Here is a 22,729-nt window from a genome sequence, read left to right on the forward strand (position 1 = left end):
ATCGCCGTGTGGAACGCATATGTCGGACAGCCGGATCACACGACAGACGGCCGCCACGTTGCGTTCGTCCGCGACTGCGCTCGGTGTTCGCCCAGCGTGAACGCACCGCCCCGCCCGACCCTCCCGCCGCACCCGGCAGTTCCGCCCCACCGGCGGCGATCCGGCCGCCGCCACCGGACGCCCCGGCCAACACGGCGTCTGCGCAAGGGAGTTGACTATGGGAGAGTAAAGATCGCCGAGCCCATATGGGGCAATAGTGCACCGCTGCAACGTTGTCTCTGATTAGTTACGGATTTCCTGAAACGATCTGGACCCCGCGAGAGCGGAACGGCACACTCGGAAACCAGCACCACGAAGGGACACCATGCCGCTCAGGAGCACCGCGACCGCCCGCCAGGAGCGCCTAGGCGCGGAGCTGAGAAAGATGCGGGAAGCCGCGGGGATCACCGCCCGCGACACAGCGCGGTTGCTCGGCACCGACCCGGCGAAGGTCAGCCACATCGAGGCGGGCCGGCTCGGTGTCAGCGAGGAGCGGTTAAGGCGTCTGGCCGCGTTCTACGAATGCGGGGACGCCGCCCTGGTCGACGCCCTGGTCAGCATGGCCAACGGGCATGGCCGCAAGGGCTGGTGGGAGGCCTACCGCGGGGTGGTGCCGGCCGGCATGCTCGACATCTCCGAGATGGAGCACCACGCCGTCCACCTGCGCCCGCTCCAGGTGAGCCACGTCCCCGGCCTGCTCCAGACCGAGGCGTACGCCAGGGCAGTGGTCGGCCACGCCGTCCCGCCCCTGCCCGACAACGAGTTGGACGCCTGGGTCGCCCACCGGATGGAGCGCTCCGCGATCCTGCACCGCGAGGCCGCCCCGCCGTACGAAGCGCTGGTCCACGAGGCCGCGCTGCGGATGCGGTTCGGCGGGGCGAAGGTGGCCAAGGCCCAGCTGGAGCACATCCAGGAGCTGAGCCACCTGCCCCAGATAAGCGTGCGGGTCATCCCGTTCGCCTCCGAGGGGCATGTCGGCTCCAGCCACGCGATGCTCTACGCGAGCGGCACCGTCCCCCAGTTGGACACCGTGCAGATCGACTCCGCGCACGGCGTGATCCTGCTGCACGCGGCCACCCAACTCGCCAACTACCTCAGCCGGTTCGAGATCCTCACGAAGGTGGCGCTGGACCGGGATGAGTCGCGCGACTTCATCCACAGCATCGCCCGAGACCTCTGACCCCTGAAAGGGCCGCATCCCATGACCGCGCTCCTGCCTTGGCAGAAGTCCTCCTACTCCCAGGACAACGGGGACTGTGTCGAGTTGGCCGCACACGGGGGCGCGGTCCTCCTCAGGGAGAGCGACAACCCCGGGGTGGTACTCACCACCACCCGCAAGGAGCTGGCGCGGTTCCTGCGCTTCCTCAAGGCCGCGCCGACCGCGCCGGCCGTGCCGACCGCGCAGACCGATCGGGCGGCTCCGGCCGGTCGTGGTCGCCGCCGCACAACTCCGCGCTCAACTTCGTGACGAGGGCCCCGAGTTCGGAGTTCTGCGCGGTGTCCCAGTCGCCCAGCAGGTCGGCCAGCACCGTGCGGCGGGCCGCCCCGAGCCGCTCGGCCAGCGCCTTCCCGCTGTCGGTCAGCCGCAGCGGGTTGCCGGCCCGGACCGCGAACCCGCGGCTCTCCGCCTCCACCGCGGACCGCTCGATCATCTCGGCCGGCACCGTGGCGTGTTCGGCCAGCTCCACCGGATCGGCCTCGCCCTGGTGCGCGATCCGCAGCAGCAGCCAGCTGGTGGCCGGATGGATGTCCGCGCCCGCCTTTCCGGTGACCCGGACGTACAGGTCCCGTTTGGCCTCCCGGCTGCCCAGCACCGACAGGCAGCGGGCGATCTCGTCCAGCGAGGAGCGCTCCACCGGATTGGTGCCGAACGTCTCGTTGGCGTCCGGCGCCGTCACCGACCCGCGCAGCGGCTGCTCCTTCAGCAGCCAGGCCAGCACGAAGCCGAGCAGCGCGACGGGCACCGCCCACAGGAAGACCGTGGTGATGGACTGCGCGTAGGCGTGCAGCACCGGAGACTTGATGCTGCTCGGCAGCCCGGCGATCGCTTTCGGGTCGGCCTGGAGCTGGGCCGGGTTGAAGCCGGCCGGCACATGCACCCCGCGCAGCGCAGAACCCAGCTTGTGCGACAGCTGGTTGGTGAAGACGGTGCCGAACACCGAGACGCCGAAGGACGCCCCGATGGAGCGGAAGAAGGTCGTGCCGGAGGTGGCCGAGCCCAGGTCCTCGTAGCCGACCGCGTTCTGCACCGCGAGCACCAGCACCTGCATCACCAGGCCCAGCCCGAGGCCGAAGACGAAGAAGTACAGGCTCATCAGCCAGGTCGCGGTGAACTCGTCGAGCTGGTGCAGCAGGAGCAGCCCGAGCGCGGTGATCGCGGTGCCCAGGATCGGGAAGACCTTGTAGTGGCCGGTGCGGCTGACGATCTGGCCGGAGCCGGTGGATGACAGCAGCAGCCCGACCACCATCGGGATCATGTGGACGCCGGACAGCGTCGGCGAGTAGCCGTGCACCACCTGGAGGAAGGTCGGCAGGTAGGTCATCGCGCCGAACATCGCGAAGCCGATGATGAAGGAGATCGCCGAGCAGATCAGGAAGGTGCGCACCCGGAACAGCCGGGGCGGCAGCACCGGTTCCTGCGCGCGCCGCTCGATCAGCACGAACACCCCGACCAGCAGCACGCCGAGCACCGCCAGCCCGATGATGCGCGCCGAGCCCCAGGGCCAGGTGGTGCCGCCGAGCGAGGTGACCAGCACCAGGCAGGTCGCCGCCGCGGCCACCACCGCCATACCGGCGTAGTCGATCCGGTGCGCGGTACGCCGCACCGGGATGTGCAGCACCGCGGCGATCACGGCCAGCGCGACGACGCCGATGGGCAGGTTGATGTAGAACACCCAGCGCCAGGAGAGCTGCTCGGTGAACACCCCGCCCAGCAGCGGCCCGAGCACACTCGCGGCACCGAACACCCCGCCGAAAACGCCCTGGTAGCGGCCGCGGTCGCGGGGCGGCACGATGTCGCCGACGATCGCCATGGACAGCGCGATCAACCCGCCCCCGCCCAGCCCCTGCAACGCCCGGAACGCGATCAACTCGCCCATGCTCTGGGCGATCCCGCACAGCGCCGACCCGATGAGGAAGATCACGATCACGGACTGGAACAGCCGCTTGCGGCCGTACATGTCACCGAGCTTGCCCCACAGCGGGGTTGCCGCGGTGGACGCCAGCAGGTAGGCGGTCACCACCCACGACAGGTGGTCGATGCCGCCGAGGTCGCTGACGATGGTGGGCAGCGCGGTCGACACGATGGTCTGGTCGAGCGCGGCCAGCAGCAGCCCGAGCGCGAGCGCGCCGATCGCGATCCGCACCGCCCGCTTGTCCTGCTGCTCGCCCGGTGCCGCCGCCGGCGCGGTGGCGGTGCTGGTGTGGGCCATGTGGCAGCTCCTCGCCTCGTCTCCCCGAGGGCCAGAAACTCATATTGCCACCCTTTGTTCGGTTATGGCCTGCGGAAGACATCACGTCCGGGCCGAAGCGGTGTGCCTCGGGCGTGTCGGATCGGCATAATCACCGGAGACTTCGCGTACGCCGTGTGAACGGACCGTGCGCACCCGGGTACGAACGGCGGGAGGGGAACACCGTGGCGCCGCAGCAGCCGAGCAGGCCGGAGGACGGCCCGTACGACGGCGGGTACGCCCGCACGGGGCAGCCCCACCCGCAGCAGCCGCCGCCGTACGACCCGCACGCGACGGGGCACCCCGGATATCCTTCCGCCGAGGACGACGCGGGCGGGATACGCGCGGCCGAGCGGTCCGCGGAGCGCGCGGCGGCTGTCGCGGCCGTCGAGGGCTTCCACCCGCTGCGCCTGCGGCCCTACGTCGTCGCCGAACCCGACGGCGAGGCCGGCGAGAGCACCGTCCGGCAGCTGATCGACACCGACCAGCCCGGCGCGTACGGCGACCCGTACGACGGCGCGCCCGGCCCCGCGGACGGCGGGCCCGCGTTCGCCGACCTCGGACTGTTCCCCGCGGCGGGCCAGGGCCACGGCGATCTCGCCGACGACGACGAGGACACCGACCTCCACGCGGCCTCCGCCGCCCACGGCCGCCACCGGCGGCGCAGGCGCGGCATCGTGGTGGCCGCCGCCGCGGTCGCCGCCTCCGCGCTCGCCGCGGGCGCCGTGGCGGTCAGCGGCCACATCGGCACCGAGCAGCCCGGCACCGACCGCGCCCTGCCCGACCAGTCCTCCTCGATGCCGGACGTGGTCCTCCCCTCGGACGCCACCCAGGCCACCGCGTCGACGGCCCCGGCCATGACCGGCCACACCACCGCGGCCGCCACGCCCCGCACGGCCACTCCTTCGGCCACGCCCTCGACGTCCGCCACCGCCGATCCGGCCGGCACGGCCCCCTCCGCCACCGGCGCCGCGCCGACCGAGCAGGTCTCCGGGTCCGCCGCGAACGCGACCGCGGCCACCCCGCCGTCCGCCTCGGACGGCTCGACCACCACGGCCACCACGGGCACCTCGGGCACCTCCACCCCGACGGACACCGCCTCGGACGGTTCGGGCACCACCACGACCCCCGCGAGCGCCACCACGCAGGTGCTCCAGGTCGGCGACACCGGCCCCGCCGTCACCGACCTCCAGCGCCGCCTCAGCAAGGTGTGGTGCTACGCCGGCCCGATCGACGGCGTCTTCGACAACCAGGTCAAGCTGGCGGTGGCCACCTTCCAGACCTGGTACTGGGTCTCCGACGCCCCCGACGGCAGCCACAACGGCATCTACGGCCCCCACACCCGCGCCGCCCTCCAACACCAGACCCCGAGCGAATAGCCTCCCGCCGGGCTCAGCCGGTCGCGGCCACCAGGTGCGTCCCCCGGTGGGGTGCCGAGTCACTGGGAGCGCAGCACGCAAGGATGGACGAGGTAGGCACCCAGCCAACCGTTCCGGTCACCGCCCTTGTAGGCGATGGCCCGGCCGACGAGGCGGTCTCGTTCGGCGCGTAGTTCGACGGCGAAGTCAGGGCAGTTCAAACGGGCATCGGCCGTCGGCAGCTGGATCGGCGCACTTGCGCGCAGGTCCCAGCGCTGTGAGGCCGCCACCGGCGTGGTGACCTTGTTCCCGTGGGCCAACCGGATCTCGGCCTGCTGGTCCGCGCGGACCCTGATCCGCAGCGGGACCTCCCCGTCCGCGGTTCCGATCTCGCCCTCCCATACACCTTCCGGCAGCGCCACCGGACGGTTGCGCTCGGTGACGGGGTTGAGGTGGTCGCCGGAGGCGCCGGGTGCCAGGACGCCCAGGAGGTGCTCGACGATCGTGTCGCGCGCTGCCTTGCTGGTGGAGTTGGTGAGGACGGCGATCGCGAGGTCGCGTTCGGGAACCTCGATCATGAGGGCGGCGACGCCGCCCATGCCGCCGCCGTGGCTGCGGATCACAGGCCCGGCACCGTGCGAGACCACGCGGCCGAATCCGTAGCCGACATGATCGTTGATCGGCACTGCGTCGTACATCGCTGCGACCGTCTCGGGCCTGAGCAAGCGGGCCGATGTCTGCGCGAAAAGAGCCACATCACTCGCGGTGGCCCAGCCGGCGGTCGCGGCGAGGTGGCCGCTGAAGCAGTCCGGGTAGGCGCGCCCGTCGACGGAGTAGGGCCGAGCGACCGGCGCCGACCCGGGATAGGCCGAGCCATAGGCAAAGCTGCGCAGGCCCAGCGGGTCGAAGATCCGCTCGCGCAGGTGGTCGCCGAGCCTCTGCCCGGTCGCCGCCTCCAGAAGCCGGCCCAACTCGCGGTAGCCGAGGTTGGAGTACTCGAAGTCGGTGTCGGGCGCGCGGACGAGGGTGCGGTAACGGTCGACGTCGATCGGCATCGGGCCCGCGTCGTAGTGGAAGGCGTAGAACGCCGGGAACCCGCCGCGGTGCCGGAGCAACTGGCGCGGCGTCGGCGCGGGCCACGGGTAGTCCCCTGGGGCCGGGCCGTCCAGATCGAGCAAGCCGTCGTCGGCGGCCAGGCAGACCGCGGTGGCGGTGAGGGCCTTGGTGATGGAGGCGAGCCCGTAGACGGTTGCAGGAGTCGCCTGCCGCCGAGCGGCGACGTCCGCAGCGCCGTAGGCCCGTGCCAGCACGACGTCACCGCGCTCGGCCACGGCCAGCGAGACCGACGCGCAACCGTGGTTGCTCAGCGCGCTCTCGCAACACTCGTCCAGACCGTCCCACAGCACTGCCGACCCCCTGGTCCGATCCGCCCCGCGCGCCGAGGCGCCCACGCCGCCGGCCCGCGCAGCCCGAAGTGGCCCGAAGCGGCCCGAAGCGGCCCTGGAACAAACTATCCCGGGGCGCGCGATCCGCGGGGGGAGGGTTCCCCCTCACCGGCAAGCCTCGCTCGGTGGGGCTCAGCGGTCCGCGACGTACTGGAGGAGGCCCCAGGTGAAGTGGGCGACCAGGCGGTTGGCGGTGAGGGGGTCGGTCAGGGAGAGGCGGGCGCGGGAGGGGGCGTCCGGGGGGAGCGGCGCGGCCGGGGGGAAGGCGCGGGCGGCGTCGTCCACGGTGCACGACCAGGGCAGCAGGTCCGCCACGGCCGCGAGCCGGGGCGGTTCGGCCCCCGGAGCGCGCACCAGCCACTCGTTGACCACCCCGCCCCCGCCGCCCGGCAGGGTCACCACCTCGAACCGCAGGTGCGGCCAGAGCGGTACGGGCCAGCGCGCCGCGCGCAGCGCCAGGTCCCCGGCCCGCTGCTCGCGTACGTCCTCCGGCGGCCCGAGCGCCGTACGGTAGCGGGCCTCGCCACCCGGGAACGTCCGGCTGTGCAGCCGCGCCTGCCAGCGGCGGTTCGCCTCGCGCACGTCGGTGTGGTTCACGCCCAGCGTGCGCAGCGCGTCGTCGACCAGGTCCGGCTGGTGGTCGGCCATCCGCCGCAGCAGCACCAGCTGGAACTGGAGCGGCCCGAAGGGTTCCGTGGGCATGCGGCGAGTCTAGGGCCGGCGGAGCCGGGGGTGGCGCACGGGCCACATCTTTTGTATCGTGATGGAACAAAGTGGTTCCGCCCGCCTCCCCTGACCGGCGGGCGGGGCCACGGAGTAACGGAGTCACCGTCGGGGGCGGTCGCAGCGGCGCCAGCCGGAGCGGCCGCCCCCGCTTCGTCCGCGCACACCGTGGCTCCAGCGGCCCCCAGACCCCAGAACCCCAGGGAGCAGTTCCATGACGCCGTCCACCCCGTCCGCCGAGTTCCGCGCCCGCGCGCTGCTGCTGGACATGGACGGCACCCTGGTGAACTCCGACGCCGTCGTGGAGCGCTGCTGGCGGCGCTGGTGCGAGCGCAAGGGCCTGGACGCGGAGTACGTCCTGTCGATCGTGCACGGCCGCCAGGGCCACGCCACGATGGCCCTGCTCTTCCCGGACCGGCCGATGGCCGAGAACTTCGCCGAGAACGCCGTGCTCCAGGCCGAGGAGACCGCCGACACCGAGGGCGTCGTGCCGATCCCCGGCGCCCCCGCGTTCCTCGCCGCGCTCCAGGGGCGGCCGCACGCGCTGGTCACCTCCGCCGACAGCAACCTGGCGCGGGCCCGGATGGACGCGGCGGGCCTGCCGATGCCCGAGGTCCGGGTCACCGCGGAGCGCGTCAGCGCCAGCAAGCCCGACCCCGAGGGCTTCCTGAAGGGCGCCGCCGAACTGGGCTTCGCCCCCGAGGACTGCCTCGTCTTCGAGGACGCCGAGGTCGGCATCGCGGCGGCCCGCGCTGCGGGGATGCGGGTCGTCGGCGTCGGCCCCCGCGCGGCCGCCCAGCAGCCCAGCGCGCACGCCCCGTCCCTGGAGCACGTCCAGGTGCGCTTCACGGACGACGGCACCTTCGTGGTGACGGTCACCGCCTGACGGTCACCGCCTGGCAGCGGCCATCCGACCGTTCGCCACCTGACCGTTCACGGCGCGCACCCCGCGCGCACGGGCCGTTCACCGCGGCACCCCCGCGCGCGCGGGCCGTTCACCACGGCACCCCGCCCGCACCCGGGTGTCACAAACCCGCGCGCTCGCCGGTTCGTTCGGGCAGCGGCGTCCCGCAGCGGGGCGCCCGCCCGACCGAACGGAGCGCACGTGTTCGCCGCCTACCTCACGGTCACCCTGGTCGGGGTGGTCTTCAACGGCGCCGCCGCCGTCACGTACCTGATCGGCCACGAATACCCCAAGACCCAGGCGGACATGAAGGGGATCGCCCGCAAGTGGGTGCCGGTGCTGGGCCTGTTGCTCGCCGCCGGCACCGTGGGGCTGGCCGCCGGGCTCGCGGTGCCGGTGTTCGGCACGCTCGCCGCCTGCGGGCTGGTCCTCTACTTCGTCGGCGCGATCATCGCCCACCTGCGGGTGGGTTCACGCAACATCGTGGGCGGGATCGTCTTCCTCGCCACCGCGGTCGCCGCGCTGGTCCTGGGCCTCGCGGACCGCGGCCCCTGGTGACGGCACCGGGCGGCGGACGGCCGTGGGGCGCGGCTCGGCGCCGTCCGCGCCCAGCCCCGCGAGCAGCCGCAGCCCGTCCTCCGAAGGGCTGCCCGCGGCCGCGGTGAGCACCACCAGCTCCATGCCCGACCCGTCGGGCAGCGCGAAGTTCTCCTGGTGCAGCTCCAGCAGTCCGACCAGGGGATGCCGGTACGACTTGGGCCCGTGGGTGCGGGCGCGCACGTCCGCGCGGGCCCAGAGCCGGCGGAAGCGCTCGCTGCCCATGGCGAGTTCGCCGATGAGCGAGGCCAGCCGGGGGTCGTCGGGGTACTTCCCGGCGGCCAGCCGCAGGTGCCCGACGACGTCAGTGGTGCAGTCGTCCCAGCCGCCGAACAGGCCGTGCTCGGCCTCCTCCAGGAAGAGGTACCGGGCGGTGTTCAGGCCCGGCACCGGCCGGCCGTAGAGGAGCCTGGCCAGGCGGTTGGCCGCGAGCACGTCCATCCGGTGGTCCACGACCATCGCGGGGGTGTCGCCGACCAGGTGCAGGATGCGCAGCAGTTCGGGCCGGACCCGGCCACCCGGCGTGGGCGTGCGGCGGCGGGGCTGGCCGGCCAGCCGGCACAGGTGGTCGCGTTCGGTCTCGTCGAGGCCGAGGACGCGGGCGAGCGCGTCGAGCACCTGCGCGGACGGCTGGGTCGCGCGGCCCTGCTCCAGCCGTACGTAGTAGTCGACGCTGACCCCGGACAGGTGCGCGACCTCCTCCCGGCGCAGCCCCTCGACCCGGCGGCGGCTGTCCGGGGTGACCCCGACGGTCGCCGGGTCGACCCGGGCGCGCCTGGTCCGCAGGAAACCGGCGAGATCGTCCATGCGCCCAGTATGGGCCGCCGCGCCGCCGGCGAAGGTGGCCCTGCCGGTACCAGGAAGTCCGGTCCGACGGAATCGGCGCCCCTGAACAACAGGACACGCAACGCCCAGGATCGAAGGCGTCCCGATCCACCCGCACCCGATCCCCGAGGAACCCCCGTGAAGACGCTGATCGTGCACGCCCACCCGGAGCCGAAGTCGCTGAACGGCTCGCTGAAGGACCTCGCGGTCGCCACGCTGGAGGCCGCCGGCCACGAGGTGCGGGTGAGCGACCTGTACGCGATGGACTGGAAGGCGGTGGTGGACGCCGCGGACTACGGCCCGCACGCCTCGAACCCGCTCCAGGTCGCCCGCGACTCCGGCCGGGCCTTCGACACCGGGACGCTGAGCCCGGACGTGCGCGCCGAGCAGGAGAAGCTGCTGTGGGCCGACACGGTCATCTTCCAGTTCCCGCTGTGGTGGTACTCGGTGCCGGCCATCCTCAAGGGCTGGGTGGACCGGGTGTTCACCTTCCACTTCGCCTACGGCGTCGGCGAGCACAGTGACACGAAGTACGGTGACCGCTTCGGCGAGGGCTCGCTGGCCGGCCGCCGGGCGCTGCTGTCGGTGACCACGGGCGGCCCGGCGTCGCACTACGCCGCCCGCGGCATCAACGGCCCCATCGACGACCTGCTCTTCCCGATCCAGCACGGCATCCTCTACTACCCGGGCTTCGAGGTGCTGCCGCCGTTCGTGCTCCACAGCACCGGCCGGATGACCGACGAGGAGTACGCGGCCGCCGCCGGCGCCTGGGAGGAGCGCCTGCTCACCCTGGAGACCACCGAGCCGATCGCGTTCCGGCCGCAGAACTTCGGCGACTACGAGATCCCGTCGCTGCACCTGAAGGAGGGGCTGGAGCCGGCGGGCCGTACGGGCTTCGGGCTGCACGTGCGCGGCTGAGGCGGGCCGGTCGTAAGGGGGGCGGCGACCCAGGCGTTTGCGAATCGGAACCTCGTTCCGTATCGTTTGCGGAGCGAGGTTCCGTTTCGTCCCGGTGGTGCGCGGACCGGAGGTCGGCCCAGCCGTCCTCCTGCCGCGGCGCGCCGTCCAGGACGCGGTCCTCGCCCGCCACCCGGCCCGGGCGGCATCGCCGCAAACCGGGTCGGCCCCGTGAACGACGAGGAAAGCAAGGCACTCCCATGTCCGACTCCACCACCGCGACCCTGAACGACCCGGCCGCGCCCGCTCCCGCCGCCCCCGCGGGCGTCATCTCCGTACGGCCGGTCCTGCTGCCCGGCGGCACCGCGCGCGGCGCGGACCTCCAGGTCCGCGTCTCCGCCCCCACCGAAGGCAGCGACCTGCCCGTCGTCCTCTTCTCGCACGGCTTCGGCCAGTCGATGGACGACTACGCCCCGCTCGCGGACTACTGGGCCGCCCACGGCTTCGTGGTCCTCCAGCCCACCCACCTCGACTCCAGGACGCTCGCCGTCGCGCCCGAGGACCCCCGCACCCCGCACATCTGGCGGTTCCGCATCGAGGACCTGACCCGCGTGCTGGACGGGCTCGACACGCTGCTGGCCGCCGTGCCGGGCCTGGGCGGGCGGGTCGACCGCGACCGCGTCGCGGTGGCCGGGCACTCCTGGGGCGCCCAGAGCGTCAGCACCCTGCTCGGCGCCCGCGTCCTCACCGCCGACGGCGTGCCCGGCGAGGACCTGACCGACCCCCGCGTCAAGGCCGGGGTCCTGTTCGCCCTGACCGGGCTGGGCGACGAGCTGACGCCGTTCGCCGCCGAGCACTTCTCGTTCATGCGGCCGTCCTTCGACGCCATGACCGCCCCGGCGCTGATCGTCGCCGGCGACCACGACCAGTCCGCGCTGTCCACCCGCGGCCCCGACTGGTTCGTGGACCCCTACCTCTACAGCCCCGGCGCCAAGAGCCTGCTCACGCTGTACGGCGCCGAGCACTCGCTCGGCGGCATCAACGGCTACTCCTCGACCGCCACCACCGACGAGAACCCGGCGCGCGTCGCGCTCCTCCAGCAGCTCAGCACCGCCTACCTGCGCAGCGCCCTCGACCCGGCGGACGCCGCCTGGCAGGACGCGGCCGCCGCACTGGCCGAAGCCCCCAGCCCGCTGGGGAAGTTGGAGAGCAAGGACGCGTGAACGGGATGGCGCCCGGTCACGCGAGCAGGTCGGCGACCGTGGACTGCGGCGCCCAGCGCGGGTCGCGGCCGGTCAGACGTTCGTCGACCCGCGCCCAGGCCGCCGGGGCGGAGCCGAGGCGGGAGCGGACCAGGTCCGCGAGTTCCGCGAGCGCGGCGGCCGCCTGGGGCGGGGCGTCGGGGCGGCGGGCGGCGCTGCCGAGGTAGTCCAGCAGGAGGGCGGCGGGCGCGGCTTCGTGCAGCAGGTCGGCGGCGGTGAGCAGCCCGGACGCGAGCAGGCCGTCGATCTGGGTGGCGGCCGCGCAGTGGTAGTGGCCGGCCAGGCCGTGGCGGGCCCGGGCCAGGGTGGCCGCGGCGCCGTCGGGCAGCCCGTCGGGCCCGGGTTCTGGCAGCACGTGCGGGTGCCGCAGGCGCAGTTCGAGGGGGGCCATGCCTATGAGGTCCTCCCAGTGCGGCAGCGGCTCCTCCTGGTGCGCGGCTTCCAGCGCCTGCCAGTCGACGGGGCCCGGGTGGCGTGCCACCAGGCTCGTCGCGACCCAGCGGTGGGAAGCCCCGCGCAGTTTCCGCACCAGCTTGGCCGGGGCGAGTTCGCGTGCGACCCGGGCCCTGAGGACCGCGGCCGGGTCGGGCGCGGCAAGCGCCTTGACGCAGAGCTTGGTCGCGGCCCGGCCGAGTGCGCCGCGGGCGGCGAGGGAGGTGAGGCGGGCCGCGCCGCCGTGTTCCAGGAGGCTCAGGCAGCCCCGCACCTGCCGGACGAAGTCGAGTTCGGTGCCGTAGCGGGTCAGGAGTTCCTCGACCAGGTCGGGCACGGGCGCGCCCAGCCACACCATGCCCCCGGGCGGCCCCGCCTTCGGGTCGGCCCGCAGCGACGCGAGCACCCCGGCGGCCACCGGGTCGGCGCTCTGGGCCCCTTTGCCGTCCCCGCCCGGTGCCGCCGAGCGGCGGGCCGACCTCGCCACGATGCGGTCGACGACGAGCGGGTCCCGGGTGTGCCGCAGCAGCACGAGATCGGTGCCGGGGTCGTCGACGTCGGCCAGCCGCGCGGCAAGGCCGTCCGACAGCCGGCGCTGCTGGGTGCCCAGGACCCGCAGCGCGCGCGGGTCGCGGCCCGCGAGCAGCCGCTCGTACGCCGGGCGCGGGGTGCGGTCGTACCGCAGCAGGTAGGCGGCGAGCGACCAGGGGCCGTCGGGGCCGAGCCGGGGCAGCACCGCGTCGACGGTGTCGGCGCCGGCGAGGCACAGCAGGGTGCCGATCGGCCAGACCCACAGGTGGTCGCCGTGCGCCAGCAGGCCGAGCGCGTCGTCCGGGGTGCGCGGGCGCACCGAGTGCCGGTCCCAGGAGGGCCGGTCGGCAGGCTCCGCCGCCATGCGCCCGCCCGCCGGGGCATGTACGGCCGCGGCGCGCCCGGAGCCGACTCCCGTCGCGCCGGCGTGCGATGGCGTGATGACGGCGCCCTCGGAGGCGGTGGTCCCGGGCGTGTTCCGTCCGGGTCTCCCGTCCGCCGGCTCCCCCGCTGCCCGCGAGGACGGCAGGGAGGCGGTCGCCCGCGCCAGCAGGTCGAGCCAGGTGTCCTCCGGTGCCGCATGCCGCGCCACCGCCGCGAGGTGGAGCCAGGCGTCGGGGTCGGTGCCGAGCTCGGCGTGGAGCCGGCGGGCGAGTGCGGCGCGCCAGGCGGCCGGGAAGGCGAGCCGCCGCCAGTCGTACGGGAGGAGGAGCAGACGGTGCGCGGGCAACCAGCCGAGCAGGTCGTCGGCGGTCAGGATGCCCTGGGTGTAGGCGAGTTCGGTGCGGGCGGCGCCGGAGCCCCAGGTCTCCGGCGGCTTCGCGCGCACTTCGGCGGCGGTGGGTGCGGCGTACCAGGAGCCGTGCGCCGGCGGCTCGACGCCCTGCGCGGCGCAGGCGCGCAGCAGCCACAGCGGGGTGGCGAGGCCCGGGGTCCGCTCCGCTTCGGTGGCGGCCAGGAAGCGCAGCACGCCGGGGTCGGCCGGGTCGGGCGCCGGAGCGTCGGCCGGGGCGAGGGACCGCAGCAGGTCGAGTGCGCAGAGCGCGGCCCGCTCGGTGGGGCGGCGCGGCACGAGCGGCGGTTCGTACCGCTCCTGCTCCGGACCGCGGGTTTCGGCCTGTGCCGCACCGCCGGACTCGGCCGGGGCTTCCGAGGGACCGGGCCCGTCCGGAGCCCCGGCCGCGGCAGCCGCTCCAGCCGCCTCGACCAACTCCCGCAGTGTCCCGGTGAACTCGGGCAGCAGCCGGTCGAACTCCGCCCACCCGGCCGCCGATTCGCGGAGGTGCTTCGCCGCCGCGTCGCGCACCTCCCCGGCCGCGTCCGCGGACAGCAGCCCGCGCTCCCGCAGCGCGCCCAGCGCCGCGAGCGCCCGCTCGGCCGGCCGGGCGGTCCGCACCAGCGCGACCGGGTCGAGCAGCCCCGCCGCGACCACGCCCTCCGCCCAGGAGACCGCGCCGCCGTCCAACTCCTCGGCCGTGAGGCGGGCTTCGGGCGCCGTGAGGTTCCCGCCGCGCCGACCGCCCGCGCGCCAGGGTTCGTTGAGGACGCTCAGCCGGAACGACCGCCGCTGCTCGTCGCTCGCCGCCTCATGGCGGGCCAGCTCCTCGCACGCCTTGGGCATGAACGGGTGTGCCAGGTGGGCCCGGTGCAGCGCGTCCAGGTCGTGGGCGTAGGGCTCCGCGAGCAGGTCGCGCAGCGTGCTGGTGCCGCGGGCGGCGGCGAGCAGGGCCGGCAGCCGCGCCGGGTCACCGTACGGCTCGCCCCGCTCGTACAGCCCGCGCAGGGCCCGGTCCGCGGCACCCTCCGTGCCCTCGCCCGCGCCCCCGCCCGCGTCCTGTTCCGCCGCTGCCAGCGCCGCCGACACCGCCGCCCGCACCGGGCGGGCCACGCTCCGCGCGAGCGCCGGATCGGCGAGCAGCGTCCGCAGCGCCGCCGGGCCGTGCCGCTCCCACACCCGAGCCAGCGCGTACTGCTGGGCCGCGCCCCGCGCGCCCGCGCCCAACGCCCTTGCCACCAGCTCCGGTTCGCCCGAGCACAGCAGCGGCGCGAGCCAGGTGCGCGGCACATCGGCGGCGGGATCGGCCAGTTCGGCCCGCAGCGCCGGGTCCATCGGCACCGCGTCGAGCCGGCGGGCGAGCGTACGGCGCAGCGAGTGCGTGGTCCGCGGGTTGCGGTAGACCGCCGCGCCGACGGCCGCGTCCCCGGTGTCGAGCAGCCGCGCCAGCGCCTGCGGGTCAAGCCGGGAGTGCCGGGCCAGCGCCGTACGGCTGCGGGTGTCGCCGTGCTCCGTGACGGCGCGGACCAGCGCGGGGGCGGGCAGCGTGCCACCGGACAGCAGCCGTTCGAGCGCCCGGTCCGGCAGCGCCGCCAGCACGGCGGCCGCGTGCGCGGGCCGGGCGTGCGCGACGGCGAGTGCGAACGTCTCGTCCACGCTGCGCGGCGCGGGTGCCCGCAGCCCGCTGTCCGGCGCCGGCGGCACCAAAGGCTCCGGCTCGGCGAGGAGTTCGGGCAGGCTGCCGCGGTAGGACGGCAGCGCGTCGTACATCCGCAGCCACCGCCCGGTGTCACCCGCGAGGTGCGCCTCGACCGCCGCCCGCAGCTCCTCGGCCGCGTGCTCGTCCACCCCGCCGCCCGCGGCGATCCGCGCGGCGGCGGCCCGGGCCGGCCGCACCCGCGCGAGCCCGCCCGCCCCTCCCCCGCCGGCGCCCTCCCCCGTACCGCTCGCTGTGCCGACCGCCGCGCCGACCGCCGCCGCGATGATGCCGCGCACGGCGTCCGCCCCCGTACCGCTGCCTGTTCCCCTCACACCGGCCACTCTACGAACGGGGTACGACAGCGGCCGGTGCGCGGACGGTCAGAGCAGCGCCGTGCCCGTCGCCGCCTCGTACAGGCTGAGCGCGGCCAGGACGACCATGACCGCGGCAGCCACCTTGGTGATCAGGGACAGCGGCACCCGCTTCATCAGCAGGCGGCCGCCGAAGATGCCGAGCGCGCCGACCGCCCACAGGCCGAGGACCGCGCCGATGGCGACGGAGAAGGGCGAGTCGTAGCGGGCCGCGAGGTTCGCGGTCATGATCTGCGTGAGGTCGCCGAACTCGGCGACGAGGATGAGCATGAAGCCGGCGCCGGAGACCTTCCAGAAACTCTGGTCGGACGGCGCCTTGACCTCCTCCTCGTCGTCGTCCTTGGAGAAGAGCAGCATGGCGGCGCCGCCGAGGAAGAGGACGCCGACCACCCCCTGCACCCAGCGGTGCGGCAGCAGCGTCAGCAGGCTGCCCGCGGCGATCGCGAGCGCGACGTGGACGACGAAGGCGGCCGCGACGCCGACGAAGACATAGGACGGCCGGTAGCGGGTGCCGAGCATGAGACCGGCGAGCGCGGTCTTGTCGGGGAGTTCGGCCAGGAAGATCACGCCGAAGACGACGGCGATGACGCTGATGCTGAGCACGGAAGCTGTTCCTCGATCGGTCGGGGCGGCCGTACCGATGGGACCACAGGGCTTTCCAGGGGTCGCTTCGGCACGGCAGCGTCAGGACACTGCGGCCGAAGGTCTCGCTGGCGGGCACCCGCGGTGCGCCGCCTCCGGGCGCCGGCCCGGCACGCCCCCACCTCGCGGTGCGGAACGGCCCGGCAGTATGTCGACGGTCCGGCGAAGAGCTACTCCCCTTCTGCTGCCCCCATCGTACGGCACCGCGCCCCGGCCCCCGAGGACCGCCCGCTACCCCTTGCGCCGCCGGGCGACGGCCGCCCACGGGCTGCGGCGCCGCGGCGGCACCGCGTGCCGGGGGCGGGTGATCAGGCCGCGCGCCACCAGTTCCAGCACCACCGCCACCGACACCGCCTGCACCGCCATCAGCGCGATCAGCACGAAGAGCTGCACCGCGCCCGCCGACACCGGGCTCGCCCCGCCCAGCAGCATGCCGACGAACGCGCCCGGCAGCGTGACCAGCCCCACCGTGCGGGTCTGGTCGAGCCCCGGGATCAGCGCGCCCGAAGCCGCCGGGCGGGCGATCTCCATGCGCGCGTCCCGGTCGCTGAGGCCGATCGCCATCGCCGCCTCCACCTCCCCGGCGCGCCCGGCCAGCTCCTCCAGCGCGCGCCGCCCGCCCAGCACGGTGGCCGTCAGACCGCCGCCGATGAGGATGCCAGCCACCGGGATCAGCGCGACCCCGTCGATCGGCACCAGCCCGGTCAGCACCAGCAACGCCACCACCGGCAGTGCCCCGGCCCCCACCGGCACCGCCGCCCAGCGCCAGGTGCGGTCGGTGGTGACGCGCCGCCCCGCCGTACGCGAGGCGACCGCGTACATCAGCAGCACGAACGCCAGCAGCGCCGCCTGGTGCTTGACCACCCACCCGATCAGCGCGGAGACCGCCGCCAGCTGCACCGCCGCCCGGACACCGGCCAGCAGGATGCCGTGCGCGTACTTCTCGTGCGGGTCCGCGAGCCGGGCGTAGGCGGCGATGCCCGCGGCGGCCACCAGCAGCGCGGCGAGCACGATCCCGAGCGTCCGGTTCACCGGCAGCAGCGACGATGACGACGAAGAGGCCAGAAAAGAGGCGGGCGGGGTGAGCGAAGAGGGCAAAGCGAAGGAACGGAACGAAGGGAGTGAAGGGAGTACGGTGTCCGCAAGACGTCCGCATCCGGTCATAAGAACAGCGCCGGCCGCTGCCACGGGACTGACCACCTCACACTTGGCGTGCGCTTTTGCGGCCGACTCCACGAAATCTGTGCCGAACCGTTTCCGTGAGAGTATTCCGGCCGTGATAACGCCGTGATTGTCTATTACGTCACGTGCCCTTGAGGGAACCGCGGTCCACCACTGGCGTACGCTGTACGGCTGACGGCGGATGAAGATCCGCCGCTCGTTGACGCGACACCGGGGCACGCCTCCGGACGACTTCGCAGACGGGCTCGCAGGACCACGGCATGAGACCACCGCAGGACACGAGCAGGACGGCGAAGGGCGAGGAGGCGTAGTGCTGCACCACGTGGGCTCCCTCTTCGAGTGGCCCTGGATCTACCTGCTCGTCGGGCTGTCCGTGCTGCTCGACGTGTTCGTGCCGGTGCTGCCCTCCGGCGTGCTGGTGATCAGTGCGGCGACCACCGGTTCGACCGGTGCCCGGGACGGCGTCCTGGACATCCTGGTGCTGCTCGCCTGCGCGGCCACCGCGTCCTGCGCGGGCGACCTGCTCGCCTACCGGCTCGCCTGGCGCGGCGGGGCGTGGTTCGACCGGCGCATCGCGAACTCGCGGCGGCTCGCCGCCGCCCACGAACGGCTCGGACAGGTGCTCAACAGCGGCGGCGGCGTCCTGGTGGTGCTGGCCCGCTTCGCGCCCGCCGGCCGCAGCGTGGTCAGCCTCGGCGCCGGTACCGCGCGCCGCCGCCCGCGCGAGTTCCTGCCGTGGTCGGCGCTGGCCGGCGTCTGCTGGGCCACCTACAGCGTCGGCCTCGGCTGGATCGGCGGCCGGTGGCTCGGCGCGAGCTGGTTCGGCACCCTCATGTCCTTCGTCGCCCTGCTGGGCGCCGGCGCGTTCGCCGCGATGGTCTTCCGCCGCGAGCGCCGGATAGCGCTGGAGGCGGCGGAGTACGCCGCCGCGCCGCTCGACACCGACGCCCTCGACGCCGAGCCGGCTGCCGCGGCCCCGCTCGCCGCGACGACCGCCGAGCCCGCCGCGGTCCCCCCGGGCCCCGCTCCCTCGGGCGGCGGTCCCTCGCGCCCGGCGCCGGCCGCGCCACTCATACCGCCCCTGGTCCCGCCGTTCGTGCCCCCGCGGCCGACCTTCGCGCCCTCCTTCGCCGCGCCGATGGCGGCCAACCCGGTCGCCGGCCCGCTCGGCCCCCTCGGCGTGCCGCCGCAGGCCGCCGCGCCGGCCGAGCGCGGACCGGTCGTCGAAGCGCTCTGAGCGCCCGGTCCGCCCTCGCCCGCCCGCGCTCCCCCCGGCCCCTTCCCCGGCTCTTCCCCGCACCCGGCCGCCCGATGCCGCCGTTCCTGCGCACATTCGTTCCCACCCGCCGTGACCGTTCCGCACGAAAGCCGCACGGAAGCGGACGGATCACCCCCGCGCCCCGCCGCCCTGTCCCGTATTCCGGAAAGTATTCTCACTCGATCCGGCAATAGTCAGCACTCTGCGTTGCGGAAACAATTGGGCTGTACCACCTCCTTACGGAAGGACAGTCCATGTCGGTTGATGCGGGTCAGGACACCGCACAAGGCAATCCGCAGGACGCCGGGGCGCGGACCAGTCTCGACACTGCCGCCGCGCGGAATCTGGCGACCACCACGAAGTCCACCCCGCAGATGCAGGGCATCTCGTCCCGCTGGCTGCTGAAGGTGCTGCCGTGGGTGCAGGTCAACGCGGGCACGTACCGGGTCAACCGCCGGTTGAGCTACGCGGTGGGCGACGGCCGGGTGACCTTTGTGAAGACCGGGTCCGAGGTCCGGGTCATCCCGCAGGAGCTGGGCGAGATCGCCGCCCTGCGCTCGTTCGACGACGTGGCGGCGCTCGGCGCGCTGGCGGATCGTTTCGTCCAGCGCGAGTACCAGCCGGGCGAGGTGCTGGCCGAGGCCGGCCGCCCGGCCGACACCCTCTACCTGATCGCGCACGGCAAGGTCGAGAAGATCGGCGAGGGGTCGTACGGAGAGGAGACCCAGCTCGGCTCGCTCGCTGACGGCTCCTACTTCGGCGAGCAGGCGCTGCTGGGCGAGGGCACCTGGGAGCACACGACCAAGGCCGCCACCGCGACCACCGTCCTGGAACTGCCCCGGCAGGCACTCACCGCCCTGCTGGAGACCGCGCCGCCGCTGCGCGAGCACCTCGACGCGTTCCGGGCGCTCCCGCAGCAGCGGACCAACAAGCGCGGCGAGGCCGCGATCGAGCTGGCCTCCGGCCACAAGGGCGAAGCCGCGCTGCCGACCACCTACGCGGACTACGACGTCAAGCCGCGCGAGTACGAACTGAGCGTCGCCCAGACCGTGCTGCGGGTGCACAGCAGGGTCGCCGACCTCTACAACGAACCGATGAACCAGACGGAGCAGCAACTCCGGCTGACCGTCGAGGCGCTGCGCGAGCGCCAGGAGCACGAGCTGATCAACAACCCCGAGTTCGGCCTGCTCAACAACGCGGAGTACGACCAGCGCATCCAGCCGCACGCCGGCCCGCCGCTGCCGGACGACCTCGACGAGCTGATCAGCCGGCGCCGCAACACCCGCTACCTGCTGGCCCACCCGCGCACCATCGCCGCGTTCGGCCGCGAGTGCACCCGTGCGGGCATCTACCCCGACCCCGTGGAGGTCAACGGCTCCACCGTCCCGGCCTGGCGCGGCGTGCCCCTCCTCAGCTGCAACAAGATCCCGGTCACCGAGGCCCGCACCAGCTCGATCATCGCCATCCGTACCGGCGAGGACAACCAGGGCGTCATCGGCCTCAACCAGACCGGGCTGCCCGACGAGCTCGAGCCGGGCCTCAACGTCCGCTTCATGGGCATCGACGACAAGGCGATCATCAGCTACCTGGTGAGCACGTACTTCTCGGCGGCGGTGCTGGTGCCGGACGCGCTCGGCGTGCTGGAGAACGTCAACGTCTCCAACTGGCGCTGATCCGCGCGGCCGAGTCCGTGGCGTGACGAGGGCGGTTCCCCCACCGGGCCGGGTGGGGGAACCGCCCTCGTCGTGCGTTGCGCGTTGCGCGTTGCGCGTCAGGCGTGGCGTCCGGGCGCGCAATGTCACGTCGTCACGTCGTCACGTTCGGAGCACGATCTCCCGGAAGACGTTCGCGCTGACCGCCATGCCGTCCCCGAACGGCGCCTCCAGGTCCCAGATCAGGAAGAGCAGGAAGGCGATCAGCGCACTGAAGAGCCCGGCGAGCAGCAACTCCCGCCCGGAGCGCCGGATCTGGAGGGTGAAGATCAGCCCGACGGTCACCAGAGCCCCGGTGATCAGGCCGAACCACACCATGCCCGGCATCGAGGACCCGAGGTCCTGTCCGCGGGCCGTCCGCGCCTGGTCCGCCGCGGTGACCTGGTCGAGCAGCGGCTGGTACGCCTGCTGGCCGAGGTCGTCCTTGGGGTCGTAGCTCGTGACGTCGCTGCGCACCTTGTCGAGCAACTGCGTGGCCTTGGGCGACAGTTCCTCGTGGTGGCGCATGTAGGGCCACTCCTTGTCGGCCACGAAAGCCGCGTACGTGTCGACGTCCGCGCGCACCTGGTCGCGTACGCCGGCCGGGTAGACCTGCACCCGCGCCTTGATCTCGTGCAGGGCCTGCGCCTCGGCGAGCGCCTCCGCCTGAGCACTGCCGCGGCTCTCCCACACGCCCGCGATGGCCAGACCGAGCACGATCGCGTAGACCACGCCGATCATCATGACCATGTACTCGATGACGTCCGGGGTCTCGGACGGGTCGTCGTCCGCGGTGATCCGGCGCTGCCGGAGCACCACGACACTGATCACCACAGCGCACACCGCGACCATCGCGATGACCAGCGCCAACCACTGTGACATGGATGAACTCCCCCTCTTCGGCTAGTGGTTACGGCGGTAGGTGCGGGAGCCGGGGCGCAGGACGGCCACGGCGAGCAGGGCGGGAACGGTGGTGAGCAGCATCGTCTCCATCACGGTGCGGGTGTGCCGGGCCGGTGTGTGCACGGCTTTCGGCGCAGGCGTGGGCCAGGCGGCCGGTTGCGGCGGGGCGGCGGCACGGGTCGGGCCGGGGGTGGGAGTGGGTTTCGGGGTCGGGGTGGCCGCCGGTGTCACTGGCGGGGTGCGGGTGGGTGTCGGGGCGGGGGTGCTGGACGGGGTGGGGGCAGGTGGCGGTTGTGCCGGGGCAACGGCCTTGGTGTGCGTGGGTGTTGGAGTCGGGGTCGGAGTCGGGGTCGGGGTGGCCGTCTTCGTCGGGGTCGGGGTCGGGGTCGGCGTGGGTGACTGGGTGGGCGGCGGTGTGGGGGGCGCCGAGGGCGGCGGCTGCGGGTGGCACCATGGCCACGGCCAGCCCGGGGGGAAGGGCCATGAGCCGGACCAGCCGTCGTGCCGGCTCCACGGCCAAGGCCAAGGCCAAGGGACGCACTTGAGCGGCCCGGTGTGCGGGTCGGGGGCTCGCGTGGGTGTGGGCGAGGGCGTCGGCGCCGGGTGCCGCGTCGGGTGCGGCTTCGGTGCGGCCGTACGAGGCGGGGCCGCCGTACGAGCCGGCGCGGGGGTACGGGTCGGCGTGGCCGTACGGGCCGGGGCCCCCGTACGGGTCGGCGCGGCCGTAGGCGCCGGGGACGGGGTGCGGGTAACGGTCGGGGACGGGGAGGGTTCAGGCGAACGGGCCGGGCCCGGGGGGCCGTCGGTGACGTGTTCGGTGCCCGGGCGGGCTGGTGGACGGGAGGTCGTACACGTGCGGGCCGCGCGTATGCCGTCGGCGCAGCCGGGTCCGGGGGTCGCCGCGGCGACGCCGCCCAGCCCCCACGAACCCGCTGCCACCACCACGGCGAGCGCCGCCCACAGTCGGGCGAGCCTCCCCCTTGAAGTTCTCACCCCCCAATGCTTCGCGGCGCCGCCGGGACCCGCCCGTGCGAAGGCCACCCGTTCACCCGAAAGGTTCACATCACCCGTAAACCTGCCTGTGTGATGCGCAACGCCCTTTTCGCCAGGCGCGGTTGAGGGCCTCCGCTACCGCTGCGCGCCGGCCTCCCCCAGCGCCTCCAGCAGCAGGTCCCAGGGGTACGCGACCGGTTCGTCGCCCTCCGGCGGGCCCGGTTCGTAGCCGCCCGGACCGTAGAGCACCCGCACGCCGGCCTGCCGCAGCTCCCCGATCGACCGTTCGAACGCCGGGTGCTGGGCATACGCCGAGTTCAGGCAGGGCATCGTGAGCAGCGGGATGCCCTTGCCGATCGCCTCCGCGGCCACCCCGACCACGAACTTGTCCGAAATACCCGCCGCCCACGCGTTGACCGTCGTGAACGTCGCCGGCGCCACCACGACCATGTCGGCCGGCGGCCAGACGTCAGGCTGCCCGGGCAACTTGTACTCCCAGCGCACCGGGTGGCCGGTCAGCACCGCCAGCCCCTCCAGCGACTCCGCCAACCACCGTGCCGCGGTCGGGGTCAGCCCCAGGCAGACGTCCCACCCGGCCCGCTGCGCGGACTCCACCACCCGCGCCACGTCGAAGACCGGGGGCGCGGCGGAGGCCAGCAAATAGAGCGTTCGAGCGATCATGACCACCACCCAACAGCCCCACCCGTCCCACCGCAACCCGCCCCCGCCTCCCCCGTAACGCTTCCGTCCCAA

Annotated in this window: 19 protein-coding genes; 9 read left to right on the forward strand and 10 right to left on the reverse strand. The window is 74.0% G+C overall.

Annotated elements, in window-relative coordinates; all coding sequences use genetic code 11:
* Positions 1–364 precede the first annotated feature (364 nt).
* Both AC3EVP_RS04855 and AC3EVP_RS04860 read left to right on the forward strand, forming a co-directional pair.
* Positions 365–1,219, forward strand: coding sequence for a helix-turn-helix domain-containing protein (locus AC3EVP_RS04855; RefSeq protein ID WP_435126443.1), 855 nt, complete (start codon positions 365–367; stop codon positions 1,217–1,219).
* 21 nt (positions 1,220–1,240) lie between these two features.
* Positions 1,241–1,507: a DUF397 domain-containing protein gene (locus tag AC3EVP_RS04860; protein ID WP_435126446.1), complete on the forward strand. Its 267-nt coding sequence runs from the start codon at positions 1,241–1,243 to the stop codon at positions 1,505–1,507.
* Here the strand turns inward: AC3EVP_RS04860 and AC3EVP_RS04865 are convergent.
* A complete protein-coding gene (locus tag AC3EVP_RS04865) occupies positions 1,404–3,470 on the reverse strand; it encodes an MFS transporter (protein WP_435126448.1) in 2,067 nt (688 codons plus the stop codon). The genes AC3EVP_RS04860 and AC3EVP_RS04865 overlap by 104 nt on opposite strands.
* Before the next feature lie 203 nt (positions 3,471–3,673).
* On the opposite strand from AC3EVP_RS04865, the gene AC3EVP_RS04870 reads away from it, so the two are divergent.
* The gene (locus AC3EVP_RS04870; protein WP_435126452.1) at positions 3,674–4,867 is read left to right on the forward strand and encodes a peptidoglycan-binding domain-containing protein; all 1,194 of its coding nucleotides are present in this window, start codon (positions 3,674–3,676) and stop codon (positions 4,865–4,867) included.
* Positions 4,868–4,926: 59 nt separating this feature from the next.
* Here the strand turns inward: AC3EVP_RS04870 and AC3EVP_RS04875 are convergent, their stop codons facing one another.
* On the reverse strand, positions 4,927–6,252 hold the full coding sequence (locus AC3EVP_RS04875; RefSeq protein ID WP_435126455.1) for a serine hydrolase domain-containing protein: 1,326 nt from the start codon (positions 6,250–6,252) through the stop codon (positions 4,927–4,929).
* A gap of 171 nt (positions 6,253–6,423) precedes the next feature.
* Complete coding sequence (locus AC3EVP_RS04880) at positions 6,424–6,993, reverse strand: hypothetical protein (protein ID WP_335981100.1); 570 nt, start codon at positions 6,991–6,993, stop codon at positions 6,424–6,426.
* 235 nt (positions 6,994–7,228) lie between these two features.
* Here AC3EVP_RS04880 and AC3EVP_RS04885 point away from each other — a divergent pair, with 235 nt between their 5' ends.
* Entirely contained in the window at positions 7,229–7,900 is a 672-nt protein-coding gene (locus AC3EVP_RS04885; RefSeq protein WP_435126457.1) for an HAD family hydrolase, read from the forward strand.
* A gap of 219 nt (positions 7,901–8,119) precedes the next feature.
* Positions 8,120–8,476, forward strand: coding sequence for a DoxX family protein (locus AC3EVP_RS04890; protein ID WP_335981097.1), 357 nt, complete (start codon positions 8,120–8,122; stop codon positions 8,474–8,476).
* Here the strand turns inward: AC3EVP_RS04890 and AC3EVP_RS04895 are convergent.
* Positions 8,390–9,322 (reverse strand): helix-turn-helix transcriptional regulator, encoded by a 933-nt coding sequence (locus AC3EVP_RS04895; protein WP_435126461.1) that lies wholly within the window; start codon positions 9,320–9,322, stop codon positions 8,390–8,392. The two genes, AC3EVP_RS04890 and AC3EVP_RS04895, sit on opposite strands and share 87 nt — an antisense overlap.
* A gap of 156 nt (positions 9,323–9,478) precedes the next feature.
* Between AC3EVP_RS04895 and AC3EVP_RS04900 the strand changes: the two genes are divergently transcribed.
* On the forward strand, positions 9,479–10,258 hold the full coding sequence (locus AC3EVP_RS04900; protein ID WP_435126464.1) for an NAD(P)H-dependent oxidoreductase: 780 nt from the start codon (positions 9,479–9,481) through the stop codon (positions 10,256–10,258).
* Positions 10,259–10,497: 239 nt separating this feature from the next.
* The gene (locus AC3EVP_RS04905) at positions 10,498–11,460 is read left to right on the forward strand and encodes an alpha/beta hydrolase family protein (RefSeq protein WP_435126467.1); all 963 of its coding nucleotides are present in this window, start codon (positions 10,498–10,500) and stop codon (positions 11,458–11,460) included.
* Positions 11,461–11,476: 16 nt separating this feature from the next.
* Here AC3EVP_RS04905 and AC3EVP_RS04910 read toward each other — a convergent pair whose 3' ends face one another.
* From AC3EVP_RS04910 to AC3EVP_RS04920, 3 genes are all read right to left on the reverse strand, one after another.
* On the reverse strand, positions 11,477–15,268 hold the full coding sequence (locus AC3EVP_RS04910; RefSeq protein ID WP_435126470.1) for a hypothetical protein: 3,792 nt from the start codon (positions 15,266–15,268) through the stop codon (positions 11,477–11,479).
* Between the two features lie 48 nt (positions 15,269–15,316).
* On the reverse strand, positions 15,317–15,910 hold the full coding sequence (locus AC3EVP_RS04915; protein WP_335981092.1) for a TMEM165/GDT1 family protein: 594 nt from the start codon (positions 15,908–15,910) through the stop codon (positions 15,317–15,319).
* Positions 15,911–16,180: 270 nt separating this feature from the next.
* The gene (locus tag AC3EVP_RS04920) at positions 16,181–16,990 is read right to left on the reverse strand and encodes an ABC transporter permease (RefSeq protein ID WP_435126799.1); all 810 of its coding nucleotides are present in this window, start codon (positions 16,988–16,990) and stop codon (positions 16,181–16,183) included.
* Between the two features lie 451 nt (positions 16,991–17,441).
* Between AC3EVP_RS04920 and AC3EVP_RS04925 the strand changes: the two genes are divergently transcribed.
* A complete protein-coding gene (locus AC3EVP_RS04925) occupies positions 17,442–18,368 on the forward strand; it encodes a DedA family protein (RefSeq protein WP_435126474.1) in 927 nt (308 codons plus the stop codon).
* 275 nt (positions 18,369–18,643) lie between these two features.
* Positions 18,644–20,062, forward strand: a complete 1,419-nt coding sequence (locus AC3EVP_RS04930; protein ID WP_335981089.1) for a family 2B encapsulin nanocompartment shell protein — start codon at positions 18,644–18,646, stop codon at positions 20,060–20,062.
* Positions 20,063–20,203: 141 nt separating this feature from the next.
* On the opposite strand, the gene AC3EVP_RS04935 is transcribed toward AC3EVP_RS04930, so the two are convergent.
* The 3 genes from AC3EVP_RS04935 to AC3EVP_RS04945 form a co-directional block, all read right to left on the reverse strand.
* The gene (locus AC3EVP_RS04935) at positions 20,204–20,962 is read right to left on the reverse strand and encodes a bestrophin-like domain (RefSeq protein WP_435126478.1); all 759 of its coding nucleotides are present in this window, start codon (positions 20,960–20,962) and stop codon (positions 20,204–20,206) included.
* A 21-nt stretch (positions 20,963–20,983) separates the two neighbouring features.
* Positions 20,984–21,106, reverse strand: coding sequence for a hypothetical protein (locus AC3EVP_RS04940; protein WP_335981087.1), 123 nt, complete (start codon positions 21,104–21,106; stop codon positions 20,984–20,986).
* A 1,005-nt stretch (positions 21,107–22,111) separates the two neighbouring features.
* Positions 22,112–22,657: a flavoprotein gene (locus AC3EVP_RS04945; protein WP_335981086.1), complete on the reverse strand. Its 546-nt coding sequence runs from the start codon at positions 22,655–22,657 to the stop codon at positions 22,112–22,114.
* Positions 22,658–22,729: the final 72 nt, after the last annotated feature.

It is taken from the genome of Actinacidiphila sp. bgisy144, assembly GCF_057708105.1.

Excerpts from the sequence above, each read along its gene's own strand:
- AC3EVP_RS04860 (WP_435126446.1), top strand. The coding sequence starts at position 1,241 with ATGACCGCGCTCCTGCCTTGGCAGAAGTCCTCCTACTCCCAGGACAAC.
- AC3EVP_RS04930 (WP_335981089.1), top strand. The coding sequence starts at position 18,644 with ATGTCGGTTGATGCGGGTCAGGACACCGCACAAGGCAATCCGCAGGAC.
- AC3EVP_RS04880 (WP_335981100.1), bottom strand. The coding sequence starts at position 6,993 with ATGCCCACGGAACCCTTCGGGCCGCTCCAGTTCCAGCTGGTGCTGCTG.
- AC3EVP_RS04885 (WP_435126457.1), top strand. The coding sequence starts at position 7,229 with ATGACGCCGTCCACCCCGTCCGCCGAGTTCCGCGCCCGCGCGCTGCTG.
- AC3EVP_RS04945 (WP_335981086.1), bottom strand. The coding sequence starts at position 22,657 with ATGATCGCTCGAACGCTCTATTTGCTGGCCTCCGCCGCGCCCCCGGTC.
- AC3EVP_RS04935 (WP_435126478.1), bottom strand. The coding sequence starts at position 20,962 with ATGTCACAGTGGTTGGCGCTGGTCATCGCGATGGTCGCGGTGTGCGCT.
- AC3EVP_RS04895 (WP_435126461.1), bottom strand. The coding sequence starts at position 9,322 with ATGGACGATCTCGCCGGTTTCCTGCGGACCAGGCGCGCCCGGGTCGAC.
- AC3EVP_RS04855 (WP_435126443.1), top strand. The coding sequence starts at position 365 with ATGCCGCTCAGGAGCACCGCGACCGCCCGCCAGGAGCGCCTAGGCGCG.
- AC3EVP_RS04865 (WP_435126448.1), bottom strand. The coding sequence starts at position 3,470 with ATGGCCCACACCAGCACCGCCACCGCGCCGGCGGCGGCACCGGGCGAG.
- AC3EVP_RS04905 (WP_435126467.1), top strand. The coding sequence starts at position 10,498 with ATGTCCGACTCCACCACCGCGACCCTGAACGACCCGGCCGCGCCCGCT.